Annotated in this window: 25 protein-coding genes and 1 pseudogene; 18 read left to right on the top strand and 8 right to left on the bottom strand. The window is 41.0% G+C overall.

Annotation, left to right across the window (positions count from 1 at the left end; genetic code table 11):
• Positions 1 to 25: 25 nt before the first annotated feature.
• The 4 genes from CAL7507_RS19815 to CAL7507_RS19800 all read right to left on the bottom strand — a co-directional run bounded on the left by CAL7507_RS19815 (position 26) and on the right by CAL7507_RS19800 (position 2,561).
• Positions 26 to 610, bottom strand: a complete 585-nt coding sequence (locus CAL7507_RS19815) for a CPBP family intramembrane glutamic endopeptidase (RefSeq protein ID WP_015130269.1) — start codon at positions 608 to 610, stop codon at positions 26 to 28.
• Positions 611 to 705: 95 nt separating this feature from the next.
• Positions 706 to 1,770 (bottom strand): DUF3326 domain-containing protein, encoded by a 1,065-nt coding sequence (locus CAL7507_RS19810; RefSeq protein ID WP_015130268.1) that lies wholly within the window; start codon positions 1,768 to 1,770, stop codon positions 706 to 708.
• A gap of 177 nt (positions 1,771 to 1,947) precedes the next feature.
• Complete coding sequence (locus CAL7507_RS19805) at positions 1,948 to 2,133, bottom strand: hypothetical protein (protein WP_015130267.1); 186 nt, start codon at positions 2,131 to 2,133, stop codon at positions 1,948 to 1,950.
• 107 nt (positions 2,134 to 2,240) lie between these two features.
• On the bottom strand, positions 2,241 to 2,561 hold the full coding sequence (locus tag CAL7507_RS19800) for a 2Fe-2S iron-sulfur cluster-binding protein (RefSeq protein ID WP_015130266.1): 321 nt from the start codon (positions 2,559 to 2,561) through the stop codon (positions 2,241 to 2,243).
• A gap of 768 nt (positions 2,562 to 3,329) precedes the next feature.
• Between CAL7507_RS19800 and CAL7507_RS19790 the strand changes: the two genes are divergently transcribed.
• The 5 genes and pseudogenes from CAL7507_RS19790 to CAL7507_RS19770 all read left to right on the top strand — a co-directional run bounded on the left by CAL7507_RS19790 (position 3,330) and on the right by CAL7507_RS19770 (position 9,344).
• On the top strand, positions 3,330 to 4,373 hold the full coding sequence (locus CAL7507_RS19790) for a GUN4 domain-containing protein (RefSeq protein WP_160166382.1): 1,044 nt from the start codon (positions 3,330 to 3,332) through the stop codon (positions 4,371 to 4,373).
• Positions 4,374 to 4,536: 163 nt separating this feature from the next.
• Positions 4,537 to 5,451 (top strand): annotated as a pseudogene (locus CAL7507_RS19785) (DUF4351 domain-containing protein).
• 469 nt (positions 5,452 to 5,920) lie between these two features.
• Positions 5,921 to 8,551: a bifunctional aconitate hydratase 2/2-methylisocitrate dehydratase gene (gene acnB, locus CAL7507_RS19780; protein ID WP_015130265.1), complete on the top strand. Its 2,631-nt coding sequence runs from the start codon at positions 5,921 to 5,923 to the stop codon at positions 8,549 to 8,551.
• Positions 8,552 to 8,598: 47 nt separating this feature from the next.
• Complete coding sequence (locus CAL7507_RS19775) at positions 8,599 to 9,015, top strand: XisH family protein (protein WP_015130264.1); 417 nt, start codon at positions 8,599 to 8,601, stop codon at positions 9,013 to 9,015.
• Positions 9,003 to 9,344 (top strand): XisI protein, encoded by a 342-nt coding sequence (locus CAL7507_RS19770; protein WP_015130263.1) that lies wholly within the window; start codon positions 9,003 to 9,005, stop codon positions 9,342 to 9,344. The genes CAL7507_RS19775 and CAL7507_RS19770 overlap by 13 nt, the downstream gene beginning before the upstream one ends.
• Positions 9,345 to 9,464: 120 nt before the next feature.
• On the opposite strand, the gene CAL7507_RS30195 is transcribed toward CAL7507_RS19770, so the two are convergent.
• The 3 genes from CAL7507_RS30195 to CAL7507_RS19755 all read right to left on the bottom strand — a co-directional run bounded on the left by CAL7507_RS30195 (position 9,465) and on the right by CAL7507_RS19755 (position 12,467).
• On the bottom strand, positions 9,465 to 11,687 hold the full coding sequence (locus tag CAL7507_RS30195; RefSeq protein WP_015130262.1) for a WG repeat-containing protein: 2,223 nt from the start codon (positions 11,685 to 11,687) through the stop codon (positions 9,465 to 9,467).
• 193 nt (positions 11,688 to 11,880) lie between these two features.
• Positions 11,881 to 12,078 (bottom strand): helix-turn-helix transcriptional regulator, encoded by a 198-nt coding sequence (locus tag CAL7507_RS19760; RefSeq protein ID WP_255348344.1) that lies wholly within the window; start codon positions 12,076 to 12,078, stop codon positions 11,881 to 11,883.
• Positions 12,079 to 12,230: 152 nt separating this feature from the next.
• Positions 12,231 to 12,467, bottom strand: coding sequence for a hypothetical protein (locus CAL7507_RS19755; RefSeq protein ID WP_015130260.1), 237 nt, complete (start codon positions 12,465 to 12,467; stop codon positions 12,231 to 12,233).
• Between the two features lie 161 nt (positions 12,468 to 12,628).
• Here CAL7507_RS19755 and CAL7507_RS19750 point away from each other — a divergent pair, with 161 nt between their 5' ends.
• Together CAL7507_RS19750 and CAL7507_RS30190 are read left to right on the top strand one after the other, a co-directional pair.
• On the top strand, positions 12,629 to 12,847 hold the full coding sequence (locus tag CAL7507_RS19750; RefSeq protein WP_015130259.1) for a helix-turn-helix transcriptional regulator: 219 nt from the start codon (positions 12,629 to 12,631) through the stop codon (positions 12,845 to 12,847).
• 334 nt (positions 12,848 to 13,181) lie between these two features.
• On the top strand, positions 13,182 to 14,612 hold the full coding sequence (locus tag CAL7507_RS30190) for a sensor histidine kinase (RefSeq protein WP_144051233.1): 1,431 nt from the start codon (positions 13,182 to 13,184) through the stop codon (positions 14,610 to 14,612).
• A 57-nt stretch (positions 14,613 to 14,669) separates the two neighbouring features.
• On the opposite strand, the gene CAL7507_RS19740 is transcribed toward CAL7507_RS30190, so the two are convergent.
• Positions 14,670 to 15,320 carry a response regulator transcription factor gene (locus tag CAL7507_RS19740; RefSeq protein ID WP_015130257.1) on the bottom strand — a complete coding sequence of 217 codons (651 nt, stop codon included), beginning with the start codon at positions 15,318 to 15,320 and terminating at the stop codon, positions 14,670 to 14,672.
• Positions 15,321 to 15,754: 434 nt separating this feature from the next.
• Between CAL7507_RS19740 and CAL7507_RS19735 the strand changes: the two genes are divergently transcribed.
• The 11 genes from CAL7507_RS19735 (at position 15,755) to CAL7507_RS19680 (ending at position 26,183) form a co-directional block, all read left to right on the top strand.
• Complete coding sequence (locus CAL7507_RS19735) at positions 15,755 to 15,976, top strand: CTB family bacteriocin (RefSeq protein ID WP_015130256.1); 222 nt, start codon at positions 15,755 to 15,757, stop codon at positions 15,974 to 15,976.
• A 121-nt stretch (positions 15,977 to 16,097) separates the two neighbouring features.
• Positions 16,098 to 16,319: a CTB family bacteriocin gene (locus CAL7507_RS19730; RefSeq protein WP_015130255.1), complete on the top strand. Its 222-nt coding sequence runs from the start codon at positions 16,098 to 16,100 to the stop codon at positions 16,317 to 16,319.
• A gap of 72 nt (positions 16,320 to 16,391) precedes the next feature.
• A complete protein-coding gene (locus tag CAL7507_RS19725) occupies positions 16,392 to 16,613 on the top strand; it encodes a CTB family bacteriocin (RefSeq protein WP_015130254.1) in 222 nt (73 codons plus the stop codon).
• 116 nt (positions 16,614 to 16,729) lie between these two features.
• On the top strand, positions 16,730 to 16,951 hold the full coding sequence (locus tag CAL7507_RS19720; protein WP_015130253.1) for a CTB family bacteriocin: 222 nt from the start codon (positions 16,730 to 16,732) through the stop codon (positions 16,949 to 16,951).
• Between the two features lie 116 nt (positions 16,952 to 17,067).
• Entirely contained in the window at positions 17,068 to 17,277 is a 210-nt protein-coding gene (locus CAL7507_RS19715; RefSeq protein WP_015130252.1) for a hypothetical protein, read from the top strand.
• Positions 17,278 to 17,386: 109 nt separating this feature from the next.
• Positions 17,387 to 17,638 (top strand): CTB family bacteriocin, encoded by a 252-nt coding sequence (locus tag CAL7507_RS19710; protein ID WP_015130251.1) that lies wholly within the window; start codon positions 17,387 to 17,389, stop codon positions 17,636 to 17,638.
• Between the two features lie 88 nt (positions 17,639 to 17,726).
• On the top strand, positions 17,727 to 17,936 hold the full coding sequence (locus tag CAL7507_RS19705; protein ID WP_015130250.1) for a hypothetical protein: 210 nt from the start codon (positions 17,727 to 17,729) through the stop codon (positions 17,934 to 17,936).
• Between the two features lie 219 nt (positions 17,937 to 18,155).
• Complete coding sequence (locus CAL7507_RS19700) at positions 18,156 to 19,253, top strand: cyclic nucleotide-binding domain-containing protein (protein ID WP_015130249.1); 1,098 nt, start codon at positions 18,156 to 18,158, stop codon at positions 19,251 to 19,253.
• Between the two features lie 74 nt (positions 19,254 to 19,327).
• Entirely contained in the window at positions 19,328 to 20,770 is a 1,443-nt protein-coding gene (locus tag CAL7507_RS19695) for an NHLP bacteriocin system secretion protein (RefSeq protein WP_015130248.1), read from the top strand.
• Positions 20,771 to 20,828: 58 nt separating this feature from the next.
• Entirely contained in the window at positions 20,829 to 23,036 is a 2,208-nt protein-coding gene (locus tag CAL7507_RS19690) for an NHLP family bacteriocin export ABC transporter peptidase/permease/ATPase subunit (RefSeq protein ID WP_015130247.1), read from the top strand.
• Positions 23,037 to 23,261: 225 nt separating this feature from the next.
• Complete coding sequence (locus CAL7507_RS19680) at positions 23,262 to 26,183, top strand: NHLP bacteriocin export ABC transporter permease/ATPase subunit (protein WP_015130246.1); 2,922 nt, start codon at positions 23,262 to 23,264, stop codon at positions 26,181 to 26,183.
• Positions 26,184 to 26,212: the final 29 nt, after the last annotated feature.

Below are 26,212 nucleotides of genomic sequence, written 5' to 3'. Positions count from 1 at the left end.
CAAGTAACTGATAACTGATAACTGATTAATTCTGTTTCTGCATTTTCCAAAAATAACTAGAAATGAGATTTGTCAAAATGTGAGCAACAATTGGTACTAACAAGTTACCAGTGAGCAGAGCGCTGTAACCAAGAATTAGCCCCACAATAGTTGCCCAAATCACATAAGGCCATTGTTCGGAACCACTGAGGTGTAAAACACCAAAACAAAGACTTGATACAATTACAGCCACAAGATCAGCACCTAAAGCTGGCAGCATTACCCCCCGAAATAGCAATTCTTCACTCAAACCCGGTAGCAATCCCAGCCAAATTAAATCTGGTAACTCTAAGGGTTTCAGCACTAATTCCAGGTAATAATCTGCGCTTTTACGGTATGGGGCACAAAAGCGATAAGCTAAACCACTCAAAGCAGTGATAATTAATCCCAATCCCAACCCTAAGAGGAAATCCCTACCGTTCAAATGCCAAGAAAATAAAGAAAATTCGCCAAAGCGCAGCCATAGTTTGGCAACTATCCACAAAATAATTGCGGTTGCTCCCATCGCTCCAAGTACTTGGATGCGCGTCAAATATGGAATTTCTGGTTCTTGTTTTTGTTGTTCAACCACGAGTGTTTGGGGAATGGGGAATGGGGACTGGGGCAGGGAGCAGGGAGCAGGGAGCAGGGAGCAGGGGGAAAATATTACTAACTATTGCCTATTGCCTAATAACTAAGTGACTCTAACGAAGATATTTTCGGACTCAGAGCTAAGGGATTGATGCCTGCTTTGTGTGCTACCAATACACCTACTGCTTCTAAATATGAGTTTACCTTGATGGATTTGATTCCCAACGGTTGAGGAGGGACTTTAATCTGAGTTTTATTTTCTTCTACAGTGATGATTTGGCATCGTTTCTGATTTAAACTCAGTAAGGCACTGCTACCACAAGCGGTTGCAGGTACGATCGCTGCATCAATTTGGTCTGCCCAAATATCATCTTGTAGGGATGCAACTAGTCCCTTCTCTATGATAAACTGCGGTGCGCGACTCAATCCCACAAGGACGCTCGGTAAAAAAGTATAACCTAATTCTTCGGCTGCTGAACGGGGTGATAAATCAGGATCTGGCGGTGCGCTGGCTAGGGCTGGAGAATGGGCGCAAGGAATTTGAAAAGTTCGCACTATTAAATGGCTGATGACGGCTTCTGCACCCGCCAGGGGATCGACTCCTTTGCCGTGGCGGTAGTTTTGGACTGCGACTTCATCTATATCATCAGGGAAACGAGCCACAACTGCGATCGCTTCTGCCCCCGCTTTGTTAATTAATATTTCAGCCGCCCTCAATAAACTATCTGGGTTGCCAATTGTCCCCCAACTTGCCCCTGATATTGAGGTACGTAATTCTACGTTTAATGGTGCATCAGTAATGACATAATCTGTCAGATTTAAACCTAGGGTTGCTCTAGCGGCATCGGCTGCCTGCAAGTGTCGCAGCCGCAATTCCGGTTCTATTCCCTGGTCTAAAAGTAAACCTATTTTGTTCGTGCGGACAGGTCGCAAACCCCAGCATCCAGCGGCGAATTTGTCAAGTCCGTAACCTTCAACATAAAAAGCATTGGGGAGGTTCCAGTATAGGCTAGCACCGTTAAGGACATTGGGGTGAGTAATTAGGCGATCGCAAACCTGCGCTATGGTTCGGGCAACAGGCAAGGCATCTCCAGCATAACCGCCAATTGCTGCCCCAATGCCAGTTGGTACAATTAAAATAGCAGTGTAAGGACTTTGCATCAGCTAACCTACACCCAAGTTGTAGATTCTCTTGTTAGGACTGTCATTTGTTACTTGTCATTCGTGAATGATTAATGACCAATGATCAAGGACGATCTGATCAAGTGATTATGCAATTTAGATGTTTTTAGCTTAGTTGAGTCCTTAGTCCTGAAATCTTTTAACATTTCTAACTACTTAGGACTCAGCACCGACTGTAGTCACAACAGCTTCTACAACAGCTTTTTGCTGTTCATCATCAACAGAGGTAATTGCCCAGCGTAACGGTTCACCTTGTTTTTGCAATTCTGTCTCAATAACTTTCTCTAATTCTGTGGAAGTGGCTTGTAGGTCAATTTCTGCTGTAATAAAATGCGTCGTCATCGCGTAAATCCTGTTGTTTTGTAGTTTCTAGAGTCATCTATATCAGTTAACAGTATACAATTTGTTAACTGATAACTGATAACTGATAACTGATAACTGATTACTGATTACTTATTTCTGCCAAATTGCAACTGATAAAGTGTGTCTTCTTTCTCTGTTTCCAGCTTCAAATCAGAAAGGGGTTTAGCAACACAAAGCAATACATAACCTTGTTTTTGTAATTCTGGACTAACACCCATACCATCAGCTTGATCCACAGTTCCCTCGCTAAGTTGCCCAGCGCAAGTAGTGCAAACACCTGCACCGCAAGAAGTCGGCAAGTCCAAACCAGAAGATTGAGCAACTGATAAAATAGTTTCGTTTTCGGGCACTTGTAAGGTATGAATTGTGCCTTGGTGGCGAATCTCAACGGTGTATGTTTTGGACATATACTAAAAAACAGGATGCAACGGACAAACTTATTATTGTATCTGAATTTGGTGAAAAATCTTACAGATACTTCTATAAATCTTTATCCCGGTTTTTTTCACTCCTCTTTATGAAATCTGCGTTCAGAGGATATAGGGGCGGGTTCACCAGATATTTGTGAATGATTGAAGCATATTTTTGAACCAGCCTCTACCGTTTTCTGAGAAATGCGGGTTAAGCCTGAAGATGATGACGTTAAGTCTTAAGATGATGACGTTAAGTCTTAAGATGATGACGTTAAGCCTGAAGATGACGACGTTAAGTCTTAAGGTGACGATGTTAAGTCTTAAGATAACGATGTTAAGTCTTAAGATGACGATGTTAAGTCTTAAGATGACGATGTTAAGCCTGAAGATGACGACGTTAAGTCTTAAGATGACGATGTTAAGCCTTAATGTTAAAGCAATGATAAAGAAGTTGAAGCTGACAAGCAGAGCCAACATCTCATCTTGATAAAACTAATGTAGGGCTTGCTGAAACAATATAGCCATCCTAAATCATTTGAAATTTAGCGTAATATCATGTCCGGCAAATTACTTGTAATATGTCATTGCGAGTGGAACGAAGTGAAACGTAGACGCGTTACCGAAGCGGTAGCGAGTCTTCGAGCGTCAGCGGCTTCTCGAAGGGTAGCAATCGCCAGAGTCTGGGATTGCACCGTCCACGGGCTTCGGTGCGTTACGGACTCCGTCCTAACGCACCCTACAGATACTTAGATTTTTTCATAAATCAAATCGGATTCCTATAGATATGTCGTTCTAAAACCGTGGTTAGATGAGGAGCAAATTCGTGCAGGACAAATTTTTCAAGTTGAGATTCAAAAGGCAATTCTGAATAGTAAAACGGCCGTTATTTTTATTGGTAAAAAAGGCTTAGGTAAATGGCAAACTAAGGAGTTACCAGCACTCTACGGTCAATTTGTGAACGCAGAGAATATTACTACCGTAATTCCTGTATTACTACCAGGTGTTGGAAAGATACCAAAAGATTTGCTCTTTCTTGCACAGCATCATTGGGTGAGCTTTGCCAATGGAATAGGTGATGAAGAAGCGTTATACCAATTAGAATGCGGTATCAGAGGGGAAAGTCCAGAAATCAATATACCCTTTCAAACACCAAACAGAAGACAATTTTTGAAATGGGTGGGTTGGGGAAGTGCAGGTTTAGTAATACCATTGGCGGTTGTCCAACTAGCGAAACCTGACGAACTAAAATCTGAACAAGGCATTGATTATACTAAACTGCGTAATCTGCTCGCAGCAGGAAACTGGAAAGGAGCAGATCAGGAGACTTATGAGGCGATGAACAAGGCTCTAAAGGGAAAATGGAGCAGTAAAACATTAGTGAACTTTCCCTGCACAGACTTACGCACCATTGACCAACTGTGGGTTAAATACAGCGATGGACACTTTGGCTTCAGCGTCCAGAAGAATATTTACTTGAGCGTTGGTGGTAAAGCTGACGGCAAGTATGACTCAGAAGCCTGGGAGAAGTTTGGCGATCGCGTAGGATGGAGAGTGCGAATAATCGGATTAAAAAAATGGATTGATGTTAATGTATCACATACTATAGCCTTTCCTAGACCACTGAAGTACAAATTTATCTGCGTTTATCTGCGTTTATCTGCGTTTAATTATTTTAGTTCGGTAGGGTGCGTTATGGACTTTAGTCCTAACGCACCACAAATCTCGGATGGTGCGTTAGCCTCCGGCATAACACACCCTACTTTTAAAGGTTTTGGGGTGATTAAATCGCTTGTGTGTACACAGTAGGGGGTGAGGTGGGGGTTGCATGATAGCTTGTACTTTTAGGCATCCTCTCTACTCCTGTAGTCTTCCCAATATTCCTTGTATTGTGGACTGAAGCCCCAAAGTGCGATCGCAGCATATAATTTTTGATGGTTATGAAAATATCATTCGTCGCGTCTCTATAATAATGACCCGTTTTATACATGACAAATTCGCCAAAGACTATCTAGAAGAATTACTCCAAGATTACGGCGAAGTCAAAGCATAAGAAAAAGTTGCAGGAGAGATTAAAGAAATAGATGTTTTGTTCACTCCTGCTAAACAGCAAAACTCTAACTTACAAATACTGGGTTTGCTAGGAAGATTTGCCGAACAACCTGCAATCATAGAACCTTTCCGCAATCCAGCTTCTACCGATGAAATCTGCGACTGTCTTCTCAAATTATTAGAAGTAAAGGCTTTCTTGCGACGAGAAGCTAAAGCCAATAAAACCAAACTTCAGGATTCAGAAACTCCCAAGTTATGGGTTCTGACACCTACCGTATCTGAAACTAGATTATCTAGCTTTGGAACTGTGCAAAAAGCAGGTTGGTTATCAGGAGTACATTTTCTCCCAGATGCTTTGCGGACAGCAATTGTAGCCATACACCAACTACCGCCAACACCGGAGACTTTATGGTTGAGGCTTTTAGGTAGGGGAAGTGTGCAGTCACAAGCGATTATCGAGCTGCAAGCGTTACCATTAGATTATCCATACCAGCAAGCAACCCTAGAATTAGTTTACAACTTGCGCGAAAACTTGAGAGTAAATCAAGAATTAGAAACAGATGATCGGGAGTTAATTATGAGATTAGAACCACTTTATCAAAGAAACAGAGAACAAGCTAAACAAGAGGGTAGACAAGAGGGCAGACAAGAGGGCAGGCAAGAGGGAGAACAAGGCTTAATACTGCGTCTACTCAATCGCCGTATTGGTGAGATTGATGCATCATTAATCGAGCGAATTAGAGGATTATCGATTGAACAATTAGAGAATTTAGGAGAAGCATTACTAGACTTTTCTAATGTAGCTGATTTAGAAGCTTGGCTAAACCAACATTGAAGAAGAATTCAGAAGTCAGAATTCAGGAGATGTTTGTAAAGTCCGTGAAGGTATAATTTTGTCATTTTGACTCAAGCGCAGCGTAAGGAAGAATCCAGGGTTTTGAGTTGAGTACATACTGATATGTCACCCTGCGGTTCGGCTAACGCCTACATTCTGCTACGCTGCATACCCCTACGGGAAAGCAAGCTACAACATGATATATGGAGGTACTTTTCAAGCACCCTCTTAAACCAGCAATATCAATTATCATTCTTTGTCTGTTTCCTGCCTTAACGAGTAGTTTGTAAATCAAATTATACATTTATATTTGTTTGACGAAACCTATACATTCAGTATATAAAAAATCACAGCTAACCGATTATCACTAAAGTTTTTAGTCATAAAAATAGGGTAAATTTTGATAGCCAATTATTGCCTAAAAATATTCCATAATTAAGATAAGAAAATCCCAATAGAGAAAACAAAAATGCTAGAACAATACCGTCAGCATGTTGCGGAACGCGCCCAACTCGGTATTCCCCCTTTACCATTAGATGCCAAGCAAACCTCAGAATTATGTGAATTACTGAAGAATCCACCAAAAGGGGAAGAAGATACATTATTGCATTTATTGCGCGATCGCATACCCCCTGGTGTTGATAGCGCAGCTTACGTCAAAGCTGGATTCCTCACCGCCATTGCTAAAGAAGAAATTACTAGTCCCTTAATTTCTCCCATCCAAGCAGTGGAATTGCTGGGAACAATGGTAGGCGGTTACAACGTGCAATCTTTAATAGAGTTGTTGCAATTACCCACAGTATCCCTCTCCGACTCATCTGAAACCCCTCTGGTAATGGGTGGACAAGGGAAAGAACCAATTGCCGCTTATGCTGCTAATGCCCTCAGCAAAATCCTGTTGGTGTATGATGCTTACCACGATGTCTTAGAATTATCTAAAACTAACCCCTTCGCCAAACGTGTAGTTGATTCTTGGGCAGAAGCTGAGTGGTTTACTATTCGTCCCACAGTACCAAAAGCGATTACTGTGACTGTGTTTAAAGTCACAGGGGAAACCAACACCGACGACTTATCCCCAGCGCAACAAGCCACAACCCGCCCAGATATTCCCTTACATGCTTTAGCAATGCTAGAGTCAAGGCAACCAGGAAGCATAGAAACCATTACTGAGTTAAAGAAGAAAGGCCATCCCGTTGCTTACGTTGGGGATGTAGTTGGTACTGGTTCCTCCCGCAAATCTGCCATCAACTCAGTGTTGTGGCATATGGGAAATGATATTCCCTTTGTTCCCAACAAACGCGCTGGGGGGTATATTTTAGGTAGTGCGATCGCACCAATTTTCTTCAACACAGCTGAAGATGCCGGTGCTTTGCCGATTCAGTGTGATGTCACCCAGCTAGAAACTGGCGACGTGATTACCATCCATCCCTACAAAGGTGAAATCACCAACCCATCTGGCGAAGTTATTACCACCTTCACCCTGAAACCCGATACCATCCTCGATGAAGTTCGTGCAGGTGGACGCATTCCCCTGCTTATTGGGCGTACCCTCACCGATAAAACTCGCCTTGCACTCGGTTTAGAACCCAGCACTCTGTTTATCCGTCCCCAAGCACCTGAAGATACAGGTAAAGGTTACACCTTAGCACAGAAAATGGTAGGGAAAGCTTGCGGATTACCTGGTGTTCGTCCCGGTACATCTTGCGAACCCATCATGACTACCGTCGGTTCCCAAGATACCACAGGCCCCATGACCCGCGACGAGTTAAAAGAACTCGCCTGTCTCGGTTTCAGTGCTGATTTAGTAATGCAGAGTTTCTGTCACACTGCTGCTTATCCCAAACCAGTCGATATCAAAACCCACCACGACTTACCAGACTTCTTCGCCCAACGTGGCGGCGTGGCCCTACGTCCCGGTGATGGTATCATCCACTCTTGGCTAAACCGGATGTTACTACCAGATACCGTAGGAACTGGCGGCGACTCTCACACCCGCTTCCCTCTCGGTATTTCCTTCCCCGCAGGTTCCGGGTTAGTAGCCTTTGCCGCAGCTTTGGGTGTTATGCCTTTGGATATGCCAGAGTCAGTTTTAGTAAGATTCAAAGGAGAATTACAACCAGGTATTACCCTCAGAGATATTGTTAACGCCATTCCCTACGTAGCAATGCAAAAAGGATTGCTTACAGTAGCCAAAGAGAACAAGAAAAATATCTTCTCTGGACGGATTTTAGAACTGGAAGGCTTACCCGATTTAAAAGTTGAACAAGCCTTTGAATTAACAGATGCATCAGCAGAACGTTCCTGTGCAGGTTGCACAATTAAACTGAGTCCAGAAACAATTGCTGAATATCTGCGTTCTAACATCTCGCTGTTAAAGAATATGATAGCCAGAGGCTACCACGATGAGCGTACTATTCTCCGCCGCATCGCCAAAATGGAAGAATGGTTAGCCAATCCTGTGTTACTTGAAGCTGATGCAGATGCAGAGTATGCCGAAATAATTGAAATTGATTTGAACGAAATCAAAGAACCAATTGTTGCCGCTCCCAATGACCCCGATAATGTAAAATTAATATCGGCAGTTGCTAACGATCCGGTGCAAGAAGTATTCCTTGGTTCTTGTATGACAAATATCGGTCATTATCGGGCAACAGCGAAAGTATTGGAAGGTGCAGGTGAAGTAAAAACACGCCTGTGGATAGCACCCCCAACCCGCATGGATGAACACCAACTCAAAGAAGAAGGTGTATATAGTATTTTTGGCGCTGCAGGTGCTAGAACAGAAATGCCAGGATGCAGTTTATGCATGGGTAATCAAGCGCGAGTTGCTGATGGCACAACTGTATTTTCTACCTCTACCCGTAACTTTAACAATCGCATGGGTAAAGGTGCGCGAGTTTATCTCGGTTCAGCAGAATTAGCCGCAGTTTGTGCGTTGTTAGGACGCATTCCCACAGTGCAGGAATATCTTGATATTGTGGCGAATAAAATTCATCCTTTTGCCGAGAATTTGTATCGATATTTGAACTTCGATCAAATCGCCGGTTTTGAAGATGAAGGGCGAGTAATTACTAAAGAGCAACAGGCTTTATTGGTATAGTAAAGTAGGGTGGGCATTGCCCACCTGACTGTTATTAACAAGCGATAATGCCAGCAAAAGATATCTACCATGATGCGGTTAAAAATGCCTTAATTAAAGATGGCTGGATAATTACGGCTGATCCTTATCCGATTAAATACGAAGAAGTTAAATTATTTGCTGATTTAGCTGGTGAGAAAACTATTTCTGCAACAAGAGAAGGAGAACTAATAGTTATTGAAATTAAAAGTTTTCTTAGTCGTTCAACTATGCGTGAATTTGAAACAGCGTTAGGACAGTATTTAATTTATCAAACATTTCTTTATATAGCCAACCCTAGTTACAAAATTTACTTAGCAATTAGTAAAAATATTTATGAAAAGTTTTTTCAACAAGTTGCAATTCAATTAATTTTGCAAAAATATCAGGTTTTACTGTTAGTTGTTGATATCAATAAAGAGGAGATTATCCAATGGACAAACTAACCTATTATCAAAATTTAATCAAACAAATCCTCACTGAGTATGAAAGAATTTCATCACAAGTACCCGATCCTGATATAGATGAGCTATTGATGTTTGATGATCAAAGAAGTCAATATCTCTGGTTTAATATTGGCTGGAAAAATGATAAACGCGTGAACGCAATTTCTGTTTATGTTCGCATTAAAAATGAGAAGATTTACATTGAGGAAGATTGGACAGAAGAAGGAATCGCTACTGAGTTATTAAGGAAAGGTGTACCCAAAGAAGATATTGTTTTAGCTTTTCACTCTCCAGAAACTCGTAAATTGACTGAATTTGCTGTTGCATAAAAAGCTAAGTTAGATGAAAAAATAAGTTTTTTTTAAATTAATGTCAATCTACTACAAGTACCTACTAGGGTGAGTCTTGATGGCTCACCTTCACTGTAATAATTCTCATGATGAATGATTCTAATTGCTAATAATATTTCCTTTTCTATCAATTGAGTGATTTTCCCCATCAATTGTTACCTGTGCATAATCACCCGAAAATAATAGAGCGCTTTCAAACTTAAAGGGAATAACTACATTACCATTACTATCAATATAACCATATTTTCCATATTTTTTTGCTATTCCAAGACCCTCGTCAAAGCAAATACTTTCCTCAAATTCAAAAGGAATAGTTATTTGACCTTTGCTATTAATTAATCCCCATTTACCATTTTTTTTGACATTTGCCCCGTTATTTTGAAATAGACCAAAATTAGCAGCATCTTCAAATTGAAATGGAATAACTAATATACCATTAGTATTAATAAAACCCCATTTGCCATTTTTTTTGACTGCTGCTAATTTCTTGGATGAAGGATGAAAAGAATGAGCATCTTCAAATTGGAAAGGAAGAACTACTTGCTCCTTCTTGTTAATAAAACCCCACTTATTATCTTTTTTAACACCTGCAATCTTTTCATAAAAATCCGAGGCATTATCAAATTTAAAATCAATAATTACCTTTCCTTCAATATTAATATATCCCCATTTAGCATCTTTTTTAACAGCAGCTAATCCATTATAAAAACCATGAGCATCTTCAAACACAAAAGGAATAACTATTTTATTATTTATGTCAACATAACCCCATTTACCATATTTTTTAGCTTTTATCAAAGGTTTACTTGGTTTAAATTCTTCTTCAGAAATATCATAACAACTACTAGAATTGTTGCCTATTTCCTCATATTCAATTGCAACAACTTCTTTTCCTTTGCCATCAAAACAACCATATAATCCATTTTTCTTAACTTTTGCTATTCCCCCGAACATGAAACCACTGGCTTCATCAAATTCTATAGGTATTATAATTTTCCCAGTTATATCTATAAAACCATATTTATAGTATTTTGTCACACGCGCTAAACCTTCAGATTCAGAAAAAGAATCCACGTCATCAAATTTAAAAGGGATAACATTATCAACCATATAACCATATTTACCAGCAACTTCACGGGGTTTTGGTATTAAATTAATCAAATATATTAACACTATTAATGGTAAAATATATTTAGTTTGCCGTGCTTTTCCTGTTTTTATAATTATTAATATAACTTGATTATAACCAGCAATCATTTTTTCTTTAAATTTACATGATTTAATAATATTAAACAACTGAATTAAAACAATTTTAAACCGTTTGTATGGAGGTTTATGGCTGGGAATTGATAAAGGAGGAGTTGGAGGAGTTGGGATATTAATTGCATTAAAATTTACAATATTTGGATAGTCAGAATATGTAATATTAATATTTCTGCTAGTGATGAGATTATTAACTATAGTTAAAGCTTCTGTTGCATTTTGATAACGTTCCTTAAAATTGGCTTTGGTCATTTTTGTTAAAATAGTAGCTAATTCATCTGTGACATTAACATGATGTTGCCAAATAATTTCTCCTTGATCGTTATTTTGAAGTTGAGACGGAGAAATTCCAGTTAAAGCATAAATAGCGACAATTCCTACAGCATAAATATCACTATAAAAACCAGGTTTACCATTAAACTGTTCAAGAGGTATATAATCAGGTGTGCCATAACAAACAGTTGTTTTAAGTTTTGCTTGAGGATTTTTTAGTAAAATTTTTAAATCTTTGACTCCACCAAAATCAATTAAAACTAACCTACCGTCTTTTTCTCGTCTCATAATATTACTAGGTTTTAAGTCTCGATGAATTAATCCTTGTTGATGTACATATTCTAAAATTTCTAAGATTTCTTTCAAAAGAAGAATTACATATTCTTTGCTATGATATTTACCTTCATATATTTCTTTGTTTAAATCAATACCATCTATATATTCTTGTACTAAATAAAAATCTTTGCCTTCTATAAAGAAAGCATATAGCTTAGGAATTAAATTTGAATTTTTCGATAATTCATAAAGTGTAGATGCTTCATCTTTAAACCGCTTGGTTATTTCTAAATAGTGGCGTTTTTCTGGCTTAATTCTTTTGACAACTAACTTTGGTTTAGGATTAATAGGTATTTGTAAATCAATTGCTAAGTAAGTTTCTCCAAAGCCACCTTCTGTCAAAAATTGAGTAATTCTATAACGTTTTTGCAAGGTTTTCCCAATTATTGAATTATTCAATTTATTACTAGCGTTAAAAATATTAATAAAATGTAAGAATTGATTTAGCATAATCAAAATTACACACAATGTAAATTTTAAGGCTTATATAATATATATTACCTATATTTGACTACAAGCAACTTTAATAAACTCATCCTGATACTAAGTAGAGAGATGGAGGTGTTATCGCTTGGTAAATTAGTATACTTATATTAACTAGCCTCAATAGCTACTTTGTCCAGTCAGCTTAACTAGTTCGCAACTAGGACCGCTGCGTATCCTTTTCTAAATCTTCCCAGAACAGGCTGACAAACTCCTCAGCCGCAGCAGGCTCAATTTCTTGAAGCGCCTTGCAAATTTTTACCACCGTATCTCCAGGTGGATCTGCAATTTCATTTACCCAGCCAAAAACACTGGAACGATTGACTCCCATCACTACAGCCAATCGATTTTGGGTGATGCCATAAATTTCTAGTATCCGTTATTGATTAAGAATCACACCCCTGATTCCAAAATGCGATGCCTTCGGCGGTTCGCGGAGCCTATCATCGCACCCTCACCCCAGAAAGTGCGTAGACGCGGAGCGGCTTGTCGTTAGACATCGCAATTCCTCTAAATCACAACTTCCTCACGCTGACAATCAAAAACCACCTTAAAGCTAGCGTCTGGGATGAGTTGACGTAACCGTTGCAAATGACCTTCTGCATCAGATCGAGTGCGAAATCTAGCAACAGTTACCCGTTGCATATCTGGAAGTAAACGAGTAATAGCCCAAGGATTCAAACGTTCTTTGTATGCGTTCGCTTTAATCTCTAACGAGAAATCGCTGTATTCGTTGTTTTGTGGCATGATTAATCTATCCATAAATAGTTAAGTGAAGGGCGTTAGCGAGTCTCTTGGCGGGGATGTACTAACGCCTCTTCAATGATGATTAAAGTGCAAACTAATATATTTTGTCAATACTTAACGTTAACTTTTAACGGCAAATTAGATCAAAGGTCTAGTCAGCTATGGATTTGAGAGCCTTGAGAGATCGTGCAGGGCTTACAGTCTTAGATGTAGCAAAAGAGCTAGACTGCGCGGAATCTTCCGTTCGCAATTGGGAAAAGGGTAGAACAACACCAAAGTTGGAAGTATGGCAAGTTTTCCGCTTGCGGGATTTGTATAAATGCACAGAAGAAGATTTAGTGCAAGCGGTTAAAAAGACGATGCTAGATCAAAAGATTTAGTGTTGATATAAATTATTAAATCAACACTCACTTATGTAGAAGTAGCTGTGTGGATGCGACATAAATTGAGGGCGATCGCTCTCCTCAATTCCCCAAAAATCTACCTGTTCTAAAACCAAAAGAGCTAATTAGGCTTTTGCAAGAAAATAGACTTACTTCATACAACAGTTGCCCAAGCTCGAAACAAATACTTCACAATTGTTTAAAAACAGCCGCTCACGTGTTTTTAACAAAATTAAATAAATAATATTCGTAGAAATCCGGAAAATCACCTACTGTAAGTGATGGAATAGGTATGTAGCCTAACAATTTACTATTGCAGTGGGTGAATATCGTGGTAGCAGAGCATCACATCGATCTATCCATAGCCCGTGAGCAGATGCGGCAACACATCCTGCAAATTGAAGACTTAGCAGCCTTACAAGAACGCCAACGCATTGCGCGAGACATTCATGATTCCTTGGGAAACGCGCTGACAACTCTCAATATTCAGCTGCAAACGGCGCACAGACTTTGGTATCTTGATCCCGCCCTAGCCGAGAAATTTTTAGAACAAGCCCAGCAGCTAGGAGCGATCGCTATTCAAGAAGTTCGCCAATCTGTTAACAGTATGCGCGAGGTTGCGCCTACAGAGCAATCATTAACAGATATGATCGATTCTCTGGTGCAAAATTTTTATCAAGCTACAGGGGTTTTACCTTCTACCAACATTAACCTCTGTCAGTCTTTGCCTACCGAAGTTGCCACAACTCTATATAGAATTATACAAGAAGCATTGACAAATATTTGCAAATATGCATCAGCAAAAAACGTAGAGATTGATCTCTGTCATACTTCCAGCATTGTGCGCCTCCTGATCTTAGATAATGGCAAAGGATTCAGCTTATCGGAAAAAACCATTGGATTCGGACTCCAAGGGATGCAAGAACGAGTCGAAGCCTTAAAAGGTAATTTCAGTCTTGATACTGAGCCAGGATTAGGTTGCCAAATTACAGTTTATTTGCCCCTATCACAGCAGACAGTTAGAGGAAAAACTTTAAAAATTGTTGATAGAATAGGAGTCAAAAAAACGTCTACTAAAGATTGTCATCTCAAACTTGTAGAGCCAATTTCAGAACCAGAAACTTCACGAAATAATTTTAGTCCCAACTTTATTAGTCCAATTTCAGAACCAGAAATTTTAGTAAGAGATTTTAATCTCAAACTCATTGCACCAACTTCAGAAACCAAAACTCCACAAGAAGATTTTAACTGCAAAATTTTTGAACCAATTCCCTTTCAAAAAACTGATTATGAAATAACTTTAAATGAATTCCAGCCTCAGTTACTTGTTTCTCAAGAAGATTATAATAAACTGGAAAATATTCTCATAGAAATTGTTGGTCCGATAGCCCCTACATTATTAAAAAAAGTTGCAGTACATGCTTGTGATTGCCAAGAATTAGTTGATAATTTGAAATTACATTTAACTGACAAGCAAGGACTGGAGCTAGAAAAAAAAACAATATTTATGTTAGAGGAATCAACACCCAAAACAGAGATAAATTCAGATGATTTACCTATCGACGATCGCTTTATTATTCAATGTGAGCAAAAGTTAGCAGATTTCATTGGGCCAATAGCCCATTATCTAGTTCAAAAAGCTGTCAACTCTTCCCTACAAATTTACCGCACAGAACTAGTGACAACATTGGCAACAGAAATTTCTGATCCTCACAAAGCCTCGCAATTCCAAGAGCAGCTACTTTCTGAAATTAGCCATTAGTCAACAGTCATCATTCCCCAGCGATGCACTGAGCTTGCCGAAGTGTCCCCAACTTAATCATTCACCAAAGAGCGAATTAGCATAAATTGCTAATTGCGATCGGTTTTTCAGATTCAACCGGTTAAATAAATGAGTGACATGGGTTTTAACTGTACCTTCTGAAATATAAAGTTTCTCGGCGATTTCACGGTTAGTTGCACCCACACCAATCAAGCGTAGAACATCTTGTTCACGATTAGTGAGATTACTATATTCCTGCTCGGATAATTTCTTTTGGCTAGCCGCTTCAGATGTTGGGACTTTAGCAAGCATTTTTTCCAATAGCCCTGGTCCCATTTGGGTATAACCTTTATATACGAATCGAATTACCTGTGCCAGTTCTTCAGATGGCATATCTTTTAGTAAATAGCCTTTAGCTCCTGCTTGCATAGACTCAGCGATGTTTTGATCATCATCAAACGTAGTCAGGACTAATATCTTAATAGTAGGAAATCGCTCACAAATAATGCGTGTAGCAGTTTTGCCATCCATCACGGGCATCTGAACATCCATCAAAACGAGATCTGGTTGCAGTACTGTAGCTTGCTCAATAGCTTTCTCGCCATTATCAGCAGTTCCCACGACTTCCAAATCTGGCTCCAAATTTAGCATAACTTTGATTCCATCTCGAATCAGAGTCTGATCGTCTACTAGTAATATGCGAATCATGTGAACACCTCTGAAGAACTAAAAAGTTAGATAAAAAAGCTTTTTAAAAGCGGTTGCAATCTAATAGTGGTTTGCAATGTACCTTCGAGTATTATCTTCAACGGCGACATAGACAATTTCTGAAGTAGCGCTGAGTTACTTCTGTGCTTTTGCTGTGGCTGATTCCAGTGCCTAAAGCAGCAGACACATTATTACTGTCTCCATGACGAAAGTCTTAGATATATATACTTATTATCTCAACTAAAGTCCTAGAAGAGTTAGCTATTTTGCTGAGGTAATAGTCGAGACTTTTTTCAGATGTTTATTCCTGGGAAGAATTCTACTATGAATACAGTTAGAAACAAACGAAACAGAGGTCGCTAAACAAATCAAAAAAAGTCACTCAACTTCTATTCTAACTAACTCTAAACAATATCAAATATTAGGAGTCAATCATGTCAGTTGAAAATCAAACCGCTATTGAATTATCTGAAGAAGAACTAGATGTAGTTGCAGGTGGTGCAGATGTCTTGTTTGATCTAACACATTTCAATTCTAACACTTTACTAGTGGCACAAAATACCCAATCTGGTGTTGCTGGTAGTTCCACAAGTTCCACAATCGCTAGACAAGTAATCGATACCACGGCTGTTCACTTTGTTGGCTTGGGACTATAACTCTCAAGAGTGTAAAGTTAACCGAAAACTTCAGCAGAGGTGATGTTAACAAAACAATTAATGATAATCAACCTCTGCTTTTCATCAACAAGTAAAACCTCACAAATCATAGGAGTCAATCATGTCAGTTGAAAATCAAACCGCTATCGAATTGTCTGAACAAGAACTAGATGTAGTTGCCGGTGGTGTGGATTTCTTATTGGATGCCACACAATTCAAGTCCAACACTTTACTCGTGGGACAAGCTACTCAATCTACCGCTGCTGGTAGTGCCACAACTTCCACCATCGCTAGACAAGTCATCGATACTAATGCTTTTCACAATATTACCTTGGGTATCTAATTCCCCAAATTAGTAAGTTAAACTCAATCCTCGGTTAATTCAGTAAAACCTCACAAATCATAGGAGTCTATCATGTCAGTTGAAAATCAAACCGCTATTGAATTGTCTGAACAAGAACTAGATGTAGTTGCCGGTGGTGTGGATTTCTTATTGGATGCCACACAATTCAAGTCCAACACTTTACTCGTGGGACAAGCTACCCAATCTACCGCTGCTGGTAGTGCCACAACTTCCACCATCGCTAGACAAGTCATCGATACTAATGCTTTTCACAATATTGTCTTGGGTATCTAATTCTCAAAATTAGTAAGTTAACCGCTACCTTTAGCAGAGGTCATGGTCACAAAAAAATTCAGGTCATCAACCTCTGCTTTTCATTAAAAAAACCTCACAAATATTAGGAGTCAATCATGTCAGTTGAAAATCAAACCGCTATTGAATTGTCTGAACAAGAACTAGATGTAGTTGCCGGTGGTGTAGATTTCTTAGTTGATGCCACAAGATTCAATTCCAACACTTTACTTGTGGCACAAAATACTCAATCTGGTCCTGGCGGTAGTTCCACAACTTCTACAATCGCTAGACAAGTAATCGATACCAGTGCTATTCACAATATTGTCTTGGGTATATAAATTCTCAAAATTAGCAAGTTAAACGCTACCTTCAGCAGAGGTCATGGTCACAAAAAAATAAGGTCATCAACCTCTGCTTTTCATCAAAAAAACCTCACAAATATTAGGAGTCAATCATGTTATTTGGAAATAAAAACGCTATTGAATTGTTTGAACAAGAACTAAATGTAGTTGCAGGTGGTATAAATTCTTTAGAAAGTCCTTATACATTACCTTCAAGCGATATATTCAAAAAATTGCCAGAAATACAATTTCCAAATTTTGGAGATGTAGCTAATCCCAGTCCCTTACCTCCAAGCGTATCTGACGATGTCATAGCGCTTTGATATCTTAATGACTAACTAAAATAGCAGAGGTAAATCTACTAAATAGTTTTTCGGATCATAAACTTCTGCTGTTACTAAACAAAAATTGATATACAAGTAGGAGTGAGTTATGTCAGATGAAAATCAAAATGCTATTGAATTATCAGATGAGGAATTAGATGTTGTTGTAGGTGGTTTTAGTTTCGAGTCATTTAATGCTACCTTTTTTGAGCAAACTGATAGCTTAATTTTTAAAAATACAGAGACTCGCGCCGATGGTAGTAGTTCTACAACTTCTCTGATTGCAACGCGAAGCATCAGGACTTTTGCGATAAGTAGCCTGTTGTTGGGTGGTGGACGCGGTCGAAGACGCCGTCGTTAAAAAAGAAATTAGCTGTTAATTTAGCAAGAAATTCCGAAATAAATCAATCCTGACTGTATATATAAAATAACAACCGCCGGAGTCAATCATGTCAGACAGAATTATTAATATTAATGAAGCATTTGAGTTATATGAACAAGAGTTAGATGCTGTAACTGGTGGTAAAAATGTACCACCAATTACTGGCTCTTATCCACGAGAAGATGTGAGGCTTGTGGCTGAAAGTTCCGCAGATTCAGCGCTTCAGTCTGTGAATAGAATTACTAACGCTCTACATTTGATTTACTTAAATATATAACTTAACAATTGAGGAAATCAACTCAACTCAAATATCGTGTAATTTTTGTTTACGAAAGGCCTGTTCTTTGAATTTCTTCATCATGAAAAACATTCAGTCAATATTAAGATGGATCAAGGTGAACAGAGCTAAACAACTCATCTGGCAATTCCTGATTTCGGGATACTTGCAGCCACCAACAACACTCTCCCGCTTTTACAAACATCAGGGAGTTAAATTATGAGAGAAGTTCTGCTAAAGGAACTGAGTAATAGCGATATTGACTGGATGTTGACAACCGGGAATAAAGAAGAAATTGCCTCTGGAACAGTTCTCATCCGCCAAGGCGAACCTGTAAATGCACTATATATTTTGTTAGATGGAGAGTTAACAGTTTCTCTTTCTCAGTCAGACAATAATCCTTTGGGTCGTGCTTTTGCGGCTTTAGAAGGTGGAGAAATGTCAGGGCGTGAGATTGCGAGATTAGCGAGTGGAGATATGGTAGGAGAAATTCCTTTTCTCGATTCTTATCTACCTGCTACCACTGTGAAGGCGCTGACTAAGTCGCTGGTTTTAGCGATTCCGCGACAGCAACTAGCAGCAAAATTGCAAGAAGATATCAGTTTTGCGGCTCATCTTTATCGAGCAAATGCGATTCTGCTGTCAGATAGATTAGAGCAAATTATTAGTCAGCTGGGGAGTAGCACGCTTGTTCTGAGCCAGCCCCAACTGAGAGAAATTTTATTTATCTTTGCAGAATTACGTGATAGTGACATCGATTGGTTGATTGTGGCAGGGACTGTGAGCAAAATTACCGCAGGGACTGTGCTGATTCCTGGAGGTAGACCGGTTGAGGCGCTGCATATTTTATTAGAAGGGAAATTGACACTGTCTGCTTCCGAAGACGATCGCAATCCTTTAGCGAGAGCATTTTCTAATTTGGAGAGCGGGGAATCTACAGAACGGGAGTTCGCGAGATTATCGCGAGGCGACATTGTGGGAGAAACGCCTTTTATCGAGGCTCCGCCGCCCTCTTTCTCTGTGAAAGCTGCAGAAGATTCGTGGGTATTATCTATTCCTCAATGGCGGCTAGCGGCAAAACTTTTACACGATTTGGCTTTTGCTGCACGTTTTTATCGAGTACTTGCTGTGTTGTTAGCAGACAAACAGCGCGCTATAGTCAGTCGCCTGGGTTATGGCAGACTCAGTTACAGCAAAGGTCAATCTTTGGATGGCAATATGCAATATGAAAATGAACTGAGTTCTGATTTTTTGGCACAGGTGGCGTTGGCTGGAGCCAGATTTGATTGGATGCTCAAAAGAATTCGTCGCAGCTAAATCAGTGAACAGTTAACAGTGAATTTGATAACTGATAACTGATAACTGATAACTGATATCTTGGAGGGTGTTAAATGGTGACTAACAAAAATAATTTATTTCGTAAACAAGCTTTAGAGCGCTCGTCTTCGCCGGAACGCCTGGATCAAATTATGCAAGTTGTTAGCCCGATGAGTTGGCTACCGTTGCTGGCGCTAGGTTCCTTGGTTGCAGCAGGGCTGGCTTGGAGTATTTTGGGACGGATTCCAATTACGGTGGAAGGCAGGGGTGTACTTGTATATCCTAGTAAAGTTGTGCCGTTGCAATTCCCGGCGATCGAAGGAAAGTTAAAAGTAGTCAATGTCCATGTGGGCGACTTTGTCAAGAAAGGACAAGTGCTAGCAACAATTGACCAAGACGAACTCAACAAACAACTCCAGCAGCAGCAAGCTAAACTGGCAGAATTATCATCCCAAGACCTGAATGCTATCTCACTACAAGGACAGCGCAGTCAATTAGAAGTCAAAGCGATCGCCCAACAGCGTTTGGGTTTACAACAACGGCTGCTTGAAGCTCAATCCCTGACACCAATTATTAGAGATAAAGATATTGGTGCGCTGGCCGAGCAGCGACGAAACCTACAACAACGTTTGCAAGAGGCTCAGTCCCTAGCTCCCACTTTCCAAGATAGACTGAATCGCCGCAAAGCGCTGAGAGCTGAAGGGGCAATTTCTAGCGATCAGGTATTGGAGGCGCAACAAACTTATCTGGATAGTATTGCCAAAGTTGCCAACTTCTCTACTCAATTAAAGCAACTGGATGTGAGCCAAGTACAGGCAGAAAAGTCTTACCGCGAGAATCTTAGCCAGATTACTGACCTCAAAACTCAACTGAAACAACTAGATACAAAAGAAACAACACTCAACGAGCAAAATTTTCAAGCTTCGATTAACCGCACCAATCAAATTCAGGATTTGAAACGCGGTATTGCCGAACTGCAACGAAAATTAACAGGTAATAGCGAGATTAAGAGCGATCGCACTGGACGCATTTTAGAACTCACCGTCAGTTCTGGACAAATTATTGGTGCTGGTAGCCGCATCGGTGCGATCGAAACCCAAGAACCATCCGCCAAACTGCTCGCAGTGACGTTTCTACCAGTCAGTGAGGGTAAAAAGGTGCAAAAAGGGATGAAGTTGCAAATCACACCTTCTACAGTCAAGCGGGAAGAATTTGGTGGCATTGCTGGCAAGATTACCAACGTTTCACCCTTCCCCGTCACCAAAGAAGCTGCAGCCAGTCTAGTTGGTAATCCAGAAATTGTGGGCAGTTTGGTAGGCTCAGAACCACAAATCCAAGTTTTATCAGAACTGCAGCCGAATAAATCCACCTACAGCGGCTATCAGTGGTCTTCTTCCAAGGGTCCGCAACTGAAAATGTCTCCGGGAACCACGACTTCCGTAAGAGTCACCATTGAGGAACAAGCACCCATTACTTTTGTATTACCTATTCTTAAATCCTGGAGTGGAATTTATTAAATCAGTTAACTGTTCACTGTTAACTGTTCACTGTTCACTGAATAACTGATAACTGATTATGTCGCTGCCCAAATTGCCAAAACTACTGAGGCGTCAAGGTCGTAGGCGTCGTACTCCCACACTGCTGCAGATGGAAGCGGTGGAATGTGGGGCTGCGGCTTTGGGAATTATTTTAGGTTACTACGGTCGCATTGTCCCTTTAGCAAAACTGCGTCAAGATTGTGGTGTATCGCGGGATGGAAGTAAAGCTTCTAATATCCTCAATGCTGCTCGCAGCTATGGATTAGAGGCTAAAGGCTTTAAGGCAGAATTGAATCAGCTGCAAGAAATGGCCACTCCTTTCATTGTGTTTTGGAACTTCAACCATTTCTTAGTTGTAGAGGGATACAACAAGCAGCGAGTTTATCTCAATGATCCCGCCTCTGGCCCGCGTCACGTTTCCTTAGAAGAATTTAGTAACGCTTACACGGGCGTAGTTTTAGTTTTACAGCCGGGGAAAGAATTTAAAAAAGGCGGCAGTAAACCCAGCATCATCTTAGCTTTATGGCAACGGCTGCGCTTCTCTTTGGGGGCGTTGGCTTATTGTGTATTTGCAGGATTATTGTTGGTAATACCCGGCTTGGCAATGCCGACATTTTCTCAGGTATTTGTGGATAACGTGTTGATTCAGCGCCGTCATGAATGGTTATCACCGCTGATTTTGGGAATTATCATCACCGCTGCAGTTACGGGATTGTTAACACTGCTGCAATTGCAATCCCTGCGGCGGATGAGAATCAAACTGTCTGTGAGCATGTCCAGTCAGTTTTTGTGGCATATTCTCCGTCTACCAGTGAGTTTTTATGACCAACGATTTGCTGGGGAAATCAGCAGCCGTGTTAACCTTAACGACTCCTTAGCGAGTATTCTATCGGGGAGATTGGCTACTACAGCGATCGCCGTCGTTACGGTAATTTTTTATGCGATCGTCATGCTGCAATATGACAAAATACTGACTTCCATTGGTATCGCTTTTGTCGTCATCAATCTCTTAGCTTTGCAGTGGGTATCTCGGCGGCGCGTCGATGCCAATATGAGATTGCAACAAGATCAAGGAAAAGTTGCAGGTGTTTCTATCTCTGGGCTACAGAGTATGGAAACCCTGAAAGCATCTGGCTTGGAATCAGATTTCTTTTCCCGTTGGGCTGGTTATTATGCCAAGTCGGTCAACTCTCAACAGGAAATGGATATCACTAATCAGACACTGGGAGTACTGCCTTCTTTCTTGTCCACAATGTCATCCATGCTACTGATTACCATAGGCGGTCTGCGAGTCATGGAAGGACATCTGAGCATTGGGATGCTGATAGCGTTTCAGGGTTTGATGCAACAGTTTTTACTCCCTGTGAATAATCTTGTCAGCCTGGGAAGCGACCTACAAAAAGTTGAAGGCGATATCACCCGTTTAGATGATGTCTTACGCAACCCTGTAGATCCACAAGTAGACAGAGAGATGGAGAATGTACAATTAGCTGCCTCCCAGCCTACTGTACGCTTGCAAGGATATGTCGAGTTACGTAATGTCACCTTTGGCTACAACCGAGTTGGTCAACCTCTAATTACCAACTTTAATTTTTCCCTCAAACCAGGACAGCGCGTGGCTTTAGTCGGGGGGAGTGGTTCTGGCAAGTCTACCGTAGCCAAATTAGTGGCGGGATTGTATGAACCTTGGGAGGGGGAAATCCTCTTTGATGGTCAACCCAGACCGCAAATTCCGCGCCAAGTGTTAGTCAATTCTCTTGCTTTGGTCGAGCAAGATATTTTTCTGTTTGCAGGTAGTGTGCGGGACAATTTAACACTTTGGGATACCACAGTTCCCACCAGTTATGTGGTGCGTGCGTGTCAAGATGCGGCTATCCATGATGTGGTGATTTCCTTACCAGGGGGCTATAATGCCGAACTTTTAGAAGGCGCAAGTAACTTGAGTGGAGGACAACGTCAGCGGTTAGAAATAGCCCGCGCTTTAGTGAATAATCCCGCCATTTTGGTGATGGATGAAGCCACCAGCGCCCTGGATAGCGAGACAGAAAAAATCATCGATCGCAAACTGCGCCAACGGGGTTGTACTTGTATTATTGTGGCGCACCGCCTCAGCACCATCCGCGATTGTGATGAAATCATTGTCTTGGAACGGGGCAAAGTCGTACAACGGGGCACTCATGATGAGTTAAAGGAGGTTGAAGGTGCATATTTACGATTGATTCGTAGTGAAGGAGGGGCGCTTTAAGGGATTGGGGATTGGGGATTGGGTTCGCCGAAATAACAAATGAGTTCGCCGAAATAGCAAATGGAGTCGCCGAAATAGCAAATGAGAAACCGGAAATTAGCAAAAAACTTAATTTCCCAATTATTAATCCTCGTAGGGTGGGCAATGCCCACCCTACGTATATTTCAAAATTCCAAAATCAAGAAGCACTTTTATTTAAATTTTTATAGCGGAGCAAAGTGAGTGATGCTAGAGCAAATCAGACTCGTCATTCCCCAAGCACAACAATATACTGTTAAAGGTAATGAACCGATACTCTTGAATGACCCGCAGACAGTTTGGCTGGTGAAATCTGGTTCGATGGCACTGTTTGCAGTCACGGTGAAAAATGGCATCCCAGAGGGTTCCCGTCGTTATTTATTTACAGTCGGCGACAAAGAGGCGATGTTCTCCATATTTAATAACCGGGAACAGCGCCAAATTTTAGCGGTGTCAATGGAGGAAACAATAGTTGTTAAAGTCCCAGCCAAAGATTTTAGCAGCTTGATTGCTCATGCTGATGATGAGACGGTGGTGATGTTAGAGCGATGGATTAACCATTTAGGCTTGGCAGTATCAGAAATCACCGCTCCCGCAATGCCAGTTAAACCAGAAACAATTAATTACTTTTCCTTACGTCAAGGCGATATTTTCCAGCCCCAGCCACACACAATATCTTGGGTACAAATTCAGCAAGGATGTGCTAGTTGGATGGGTTTACCGGAAGTGCCATTAAGCTTTGCATCGGGAATGGTGCCCATGAGTGAGGATATGTGGCTACAAGCAGATGACGCAGTTGAACTGGCAACTTCTACTACCTCAGAGATTGAAAATAATCATGGTTTATTAGATGGTTTGTCTCGATTGACTAGCCATTTTCTTCACGGGATCAATTTGCTAGAGCAGTCGGAGATGTCATCAGAATTACGTAGATTTCAGGAAAGGGAACGTTTAAATTATCAAGTCATAGAGGAGACTTTGGGGGAACTGTCTTCTGTTTTGCAAGCACGGAAAGCAACTTCATCTGCAGGAACAATACCCATTGATGATCCAGATCAAGCCTTGCTTGTAGCGGCTGGTGCGGTGGGTAAAGCGATGGGGATGACGATTCGCCCACCAGCTAAGTCAGAAAATCTTAAACGACTACAAGATCCTTTAGAAGCGATCGCTCGATCTTCTCACATTAGGATGCGTCGCGTCGCTTTAACTGATCAATGGTGGAAGAAAGACTCTACTCCTATGCTGACTTACACTCTAGAAGATGACCATCCTGTGGCATTGTTACGTGTAGGCAACCATTACGAGATTTATGACCCTTGGGAACAGTCTCACACTCCTGTGAATACTCGCAGTGCTGCCAAGTTAGCGCCGACGGCATACGCATTTTATCGTCCTTTACCCGATAAAGACTTAAAGCTATTAGATTTAGTTCAGTTTGCGATTCGGGGACACGAAAAAGAGCTAGTTTTGATTTTGGGGGCTGGAGTTTGCACCACCTTACTAGGGATGTTAACGCCACAAGCTACAGCCATTTTGATCGACAGCGCCATCCCCGATGCTAACCGAGGATTATTAATTCAAATCGCCTTGGGGCTGGTAGCAGCAGCTTTTGGACAAGTTCTATTTGAACTAGCTGAAGCATTTGCCATCATCAGACTCGAAACCTTTGCCGAATCTTCTACCCAAGCGGCAGTATGGGATCGGCTATTGAATTTAAAGGCGTCGTTTTTTCGACAATATTCTATTGGTGATTTGAAGTCGCGGGTGAGTTCCATTTCGCAAATTCACCATAAACTCAGCAGCACGGTACTTAAAAGCATTTTCTCCAGCTTTTTTGCATTGCTTAACTTGGGGCTACTGTTTTATTACAGTGGTATTTTAGCTTTGTTAGCTTGTGCGATCGCCTTCGTGAATATTGCTGTCACTGTGATTTCTGGTACACTCACCGTGCGGAAGGTGCGGCCATTGCTAGAGCAAGAAGGACAAATCTTTGGTTTAATGGTGCAGTTAATTAATGGCGTGACAAAACTCCGAGTTGCTGGCGCTGAAGCTAGAGCTTTTGCCCATTGGGGTAAACAATATAGTCAGCAATTAAAACTCATGCTCAGTACCCAAGGCATTGAAGATGGTGTTGCCATCATCAATAAAATGCTACCACCTTTAACCAATGCCTTACTTTTTTGGGTGGCTGCTAGTATGATTCAGCAAACCTCACAGCAACAAGCAGGCTTATCTACAGGTATTTTTCTGGCTTTTAATGCCGCTTTTGGTAGCTTTATTGGTGGTGCTACCAACCTCAGCACTACAATAGTAGATGTGTTGCAAGTTTTACCTGCGTGGAAACGCGCCCAGCCGATTCTCCAAGCCATCCCAGAAGTAACCACTAGCAAAACCGATCCCGGCAGACTCACAGGTAAACTGGTGGTAGACCATGCAATTTTCCGCTACCGTGATGATGGCCCCCTGACTTTGGATGATGTCAGCATCCAGGCAGAAGCTGGGGAATATATCGCCTTTGTCGGCCCTTCTGGCAGCGGTAAATCAACTTTGTTCCGGTTATTGCTGGGATTTGATGTTCCCGAATCTGGCACTATTTACTACGATGGACAAGACTTAGCTGGGTTAGAAGTCAATGCGGTGCGCCGACAGTTGGGTGTGGTGATGCAAAATAGCCGGATGATGTCCGGTTCAGTCTTTGATAACATTGCCAGTGGAGCTTTAATCACAATGGATGAAGCTTGGGAAGCAGCGCGTGGTTCCGGTTTAGCTGATGATATTGAAGCCATGCCAATGGGTATGCATACTGTTGTTAGTGAGGGGGGTACAAACCTTTCGGGAGGGCAAAGACAACGGCTATTGATTGCCCGTGCATTAGTCTTGAAACCCCGGATTTTGCTGTTTGACGAGGCTACAAGTGCGTTAGATAATAGAACTCAGGCAATTGTTAGTGAAAGTTTAGAGCGATTACAAGTAACCAGAATAGCGATCGCCCATCGTCTCAGCACCATCCGCAATGCTCACCGCATTTATGTCTTTCAAGACGGTAGAGTTGTCCAACAAGGCAGTTTTCAGCAACTCGCAAATCAACCAGGGCTATTTGCTCAACTCATGGCGCGACAAATGCTTTGACAGTTAACAGTCATCAGTGAACGAATAAC

Source organism: Calothrix sp. PCC 7507, assembly GCF_000316575.1.
Taxonomy (GTDB): Bacteria; Cyanobacteriota; Cyanobacteriia; order Cyanobacteriales; family Nostocaceae; genus Fortiea.
This window is presented reverse-complemented; position numbering and strand designations above follow the sequence as displayed.

What these genes read in the sequence shown, in the direction of transcription:
- CAL7507_RS19810 (WP_015130268.1), bottom strand. Translation starts at nt 1,770, where the DNA reads ATGCAAAGTCCTTACACTGCTATTTTAATTGTACCAACTGGCATTGGG.
- CAL7507_RS19805 (WP_015130267.1), bottom strand. Translation starts at nt 2,133, where the DNA reads ATGACGACGCATTTTATTACAGCAGAAATTGACCTACAAGCCACTTCC.
- CAL7507_RS19800 (WP_015130266.1), bottom strand. Translation starts at nt 2,561, where the DNA reads ATGTCCAAAACATACACCGTTGAGATTCGCCACCAAGGCACAATTCAT.
- acnB (WP_015130265.1), top strand. Translation starts at nt 5,921, where the DNA reads ATGCTAGAACAATACCGTCAGCATGTTGCGGAACGCGCCCAACTCGGT.
- CAL7507_RS19775 (WP_015130264.1), top strand. Translation starts at nt 8,599, where the DNA reads ATGCCAGCAAAAGATATCTACCATGATGCGGTTAAAAATGCCTTAATT.
- CAL7507_RS19770 (WP_015130263.1), top strand. Translation starts at nt 9,003, where the DNA reads ATGGACAAACTAACCTATTATCAAAATTTAATCAAACAAATCCTCACT.
- CAL7507_RS30195 (WP_015130262.1), bottom strand. Translation starts at nt 11,687, where the DNA reads ATGCTAAATCAATTCTTACATTTTATTAATATTTTTAACGCTAGTAAT.
- CAL7507_RS19755 (WP_015130260.1), bottom strand. Translation starts at nt 12,467, where the DNA reads ATGCCACAAAACAACGAATACAGCGATTTCTCGTTAGAGATTAAAGCG.
- CAL7507_RS19750 (WP_015130259.1), top strand. Translation starts at nt 12,629, where the DNA reads ATGGATTTGAGAGCCTTGAGAGATCGTGCAGGGCTTACAGTCTTAGAT.
- CAL7507_RS19740 (WP_015130257.1), bottom strand. Translation starts at nt 15,320, where the DNA reads ATGATTCGCATATTACTAGTAGACGATCAGACTCTGATTCGAGATGGA.
- CAL7507_RS19735 (WP_015130256.1), top strand. Translation starts at nt 15,755, where the DNA reads ATGTCAGTTGAAAATCAAACCGCTATTGAATTATCTGAAGAAGAACTA.
- CAL7507_RS19730 (WP_015130255.1), top strand. Translation starts at nt 16,098, where the DNA reads ATGTCAGTTGAAAATCAAACCGCTATCGAATTGTCTGAACAAGAACTA.
- CAL7507_RS19725 (WP_015130254.1), top strand. Translation starts at nt 16,392, where the DNA reads ATGTCAGTTGAAAATCAAACCGCTATTGAATTGTCTGAACAAGAACTA.
- CAL7507_RS19720 (WP_015130253.1), top strand. Translation starts at nt 16,730, where the DNA reads ATGTCAGTTGAAAATCAAACCGCTATTGAATTGTCTGAACAAGAACTA.
- CAL7507_RS19715 (WP_015130252.1), top strand. Translation starts at nt 17,068, where the DNA reads ATGTTATTTGGAAATAAAAACGCTATTGAATTGTTTGAACAAGAACTA.
- CAL7507_RS19710 (WP_015130251.1), top strand. Translation starts at nt 17,387, where the DNA reads ATGTCAGATGAAAATCAAAATGCTATTGAATTATCAGATGAGGAATTA.
- CAL7507_RS19705 (WP_015130250.1), top strand. Translation starts at nt 17,727, where the DNA reads ATGTCAGACAGAATTATTAATATTAATGAAGCATTTGAGTTATATGAA.
- CAL7507_RS19700 (WP_015130249.1), top strand. Translation starts at nt 18,156, where the DNA reads ATGAGAGAAGTTCTGCTAAAGGAACTGAGTAATAGCGATATTGACTGG.
- CAL7507_RS19695 (WP_015130248.1), top strand. Translation starts at nt 19,328, where the DNA reads ATGGTGACTAACAAAAATAATTTATTTCGTAAACAAGCTTTAGAGCGC.
- CAL7507_RS19690 (WP_015130247.1), top strand. Translation starts at nt 20,829, where the DNA reads ATGTCGCTGCCCAAATTGCCAAAACTACTGAGGCGTCAAGGTCGTAGG.
- CAL7507_RS19680 (WP_015130246.1), top strand. Translation starts at nt 23,262, where the DNA reads ATGCTAGAGCAAATCAGACTCGTCATTCCCCAAGCACAACAATATACT.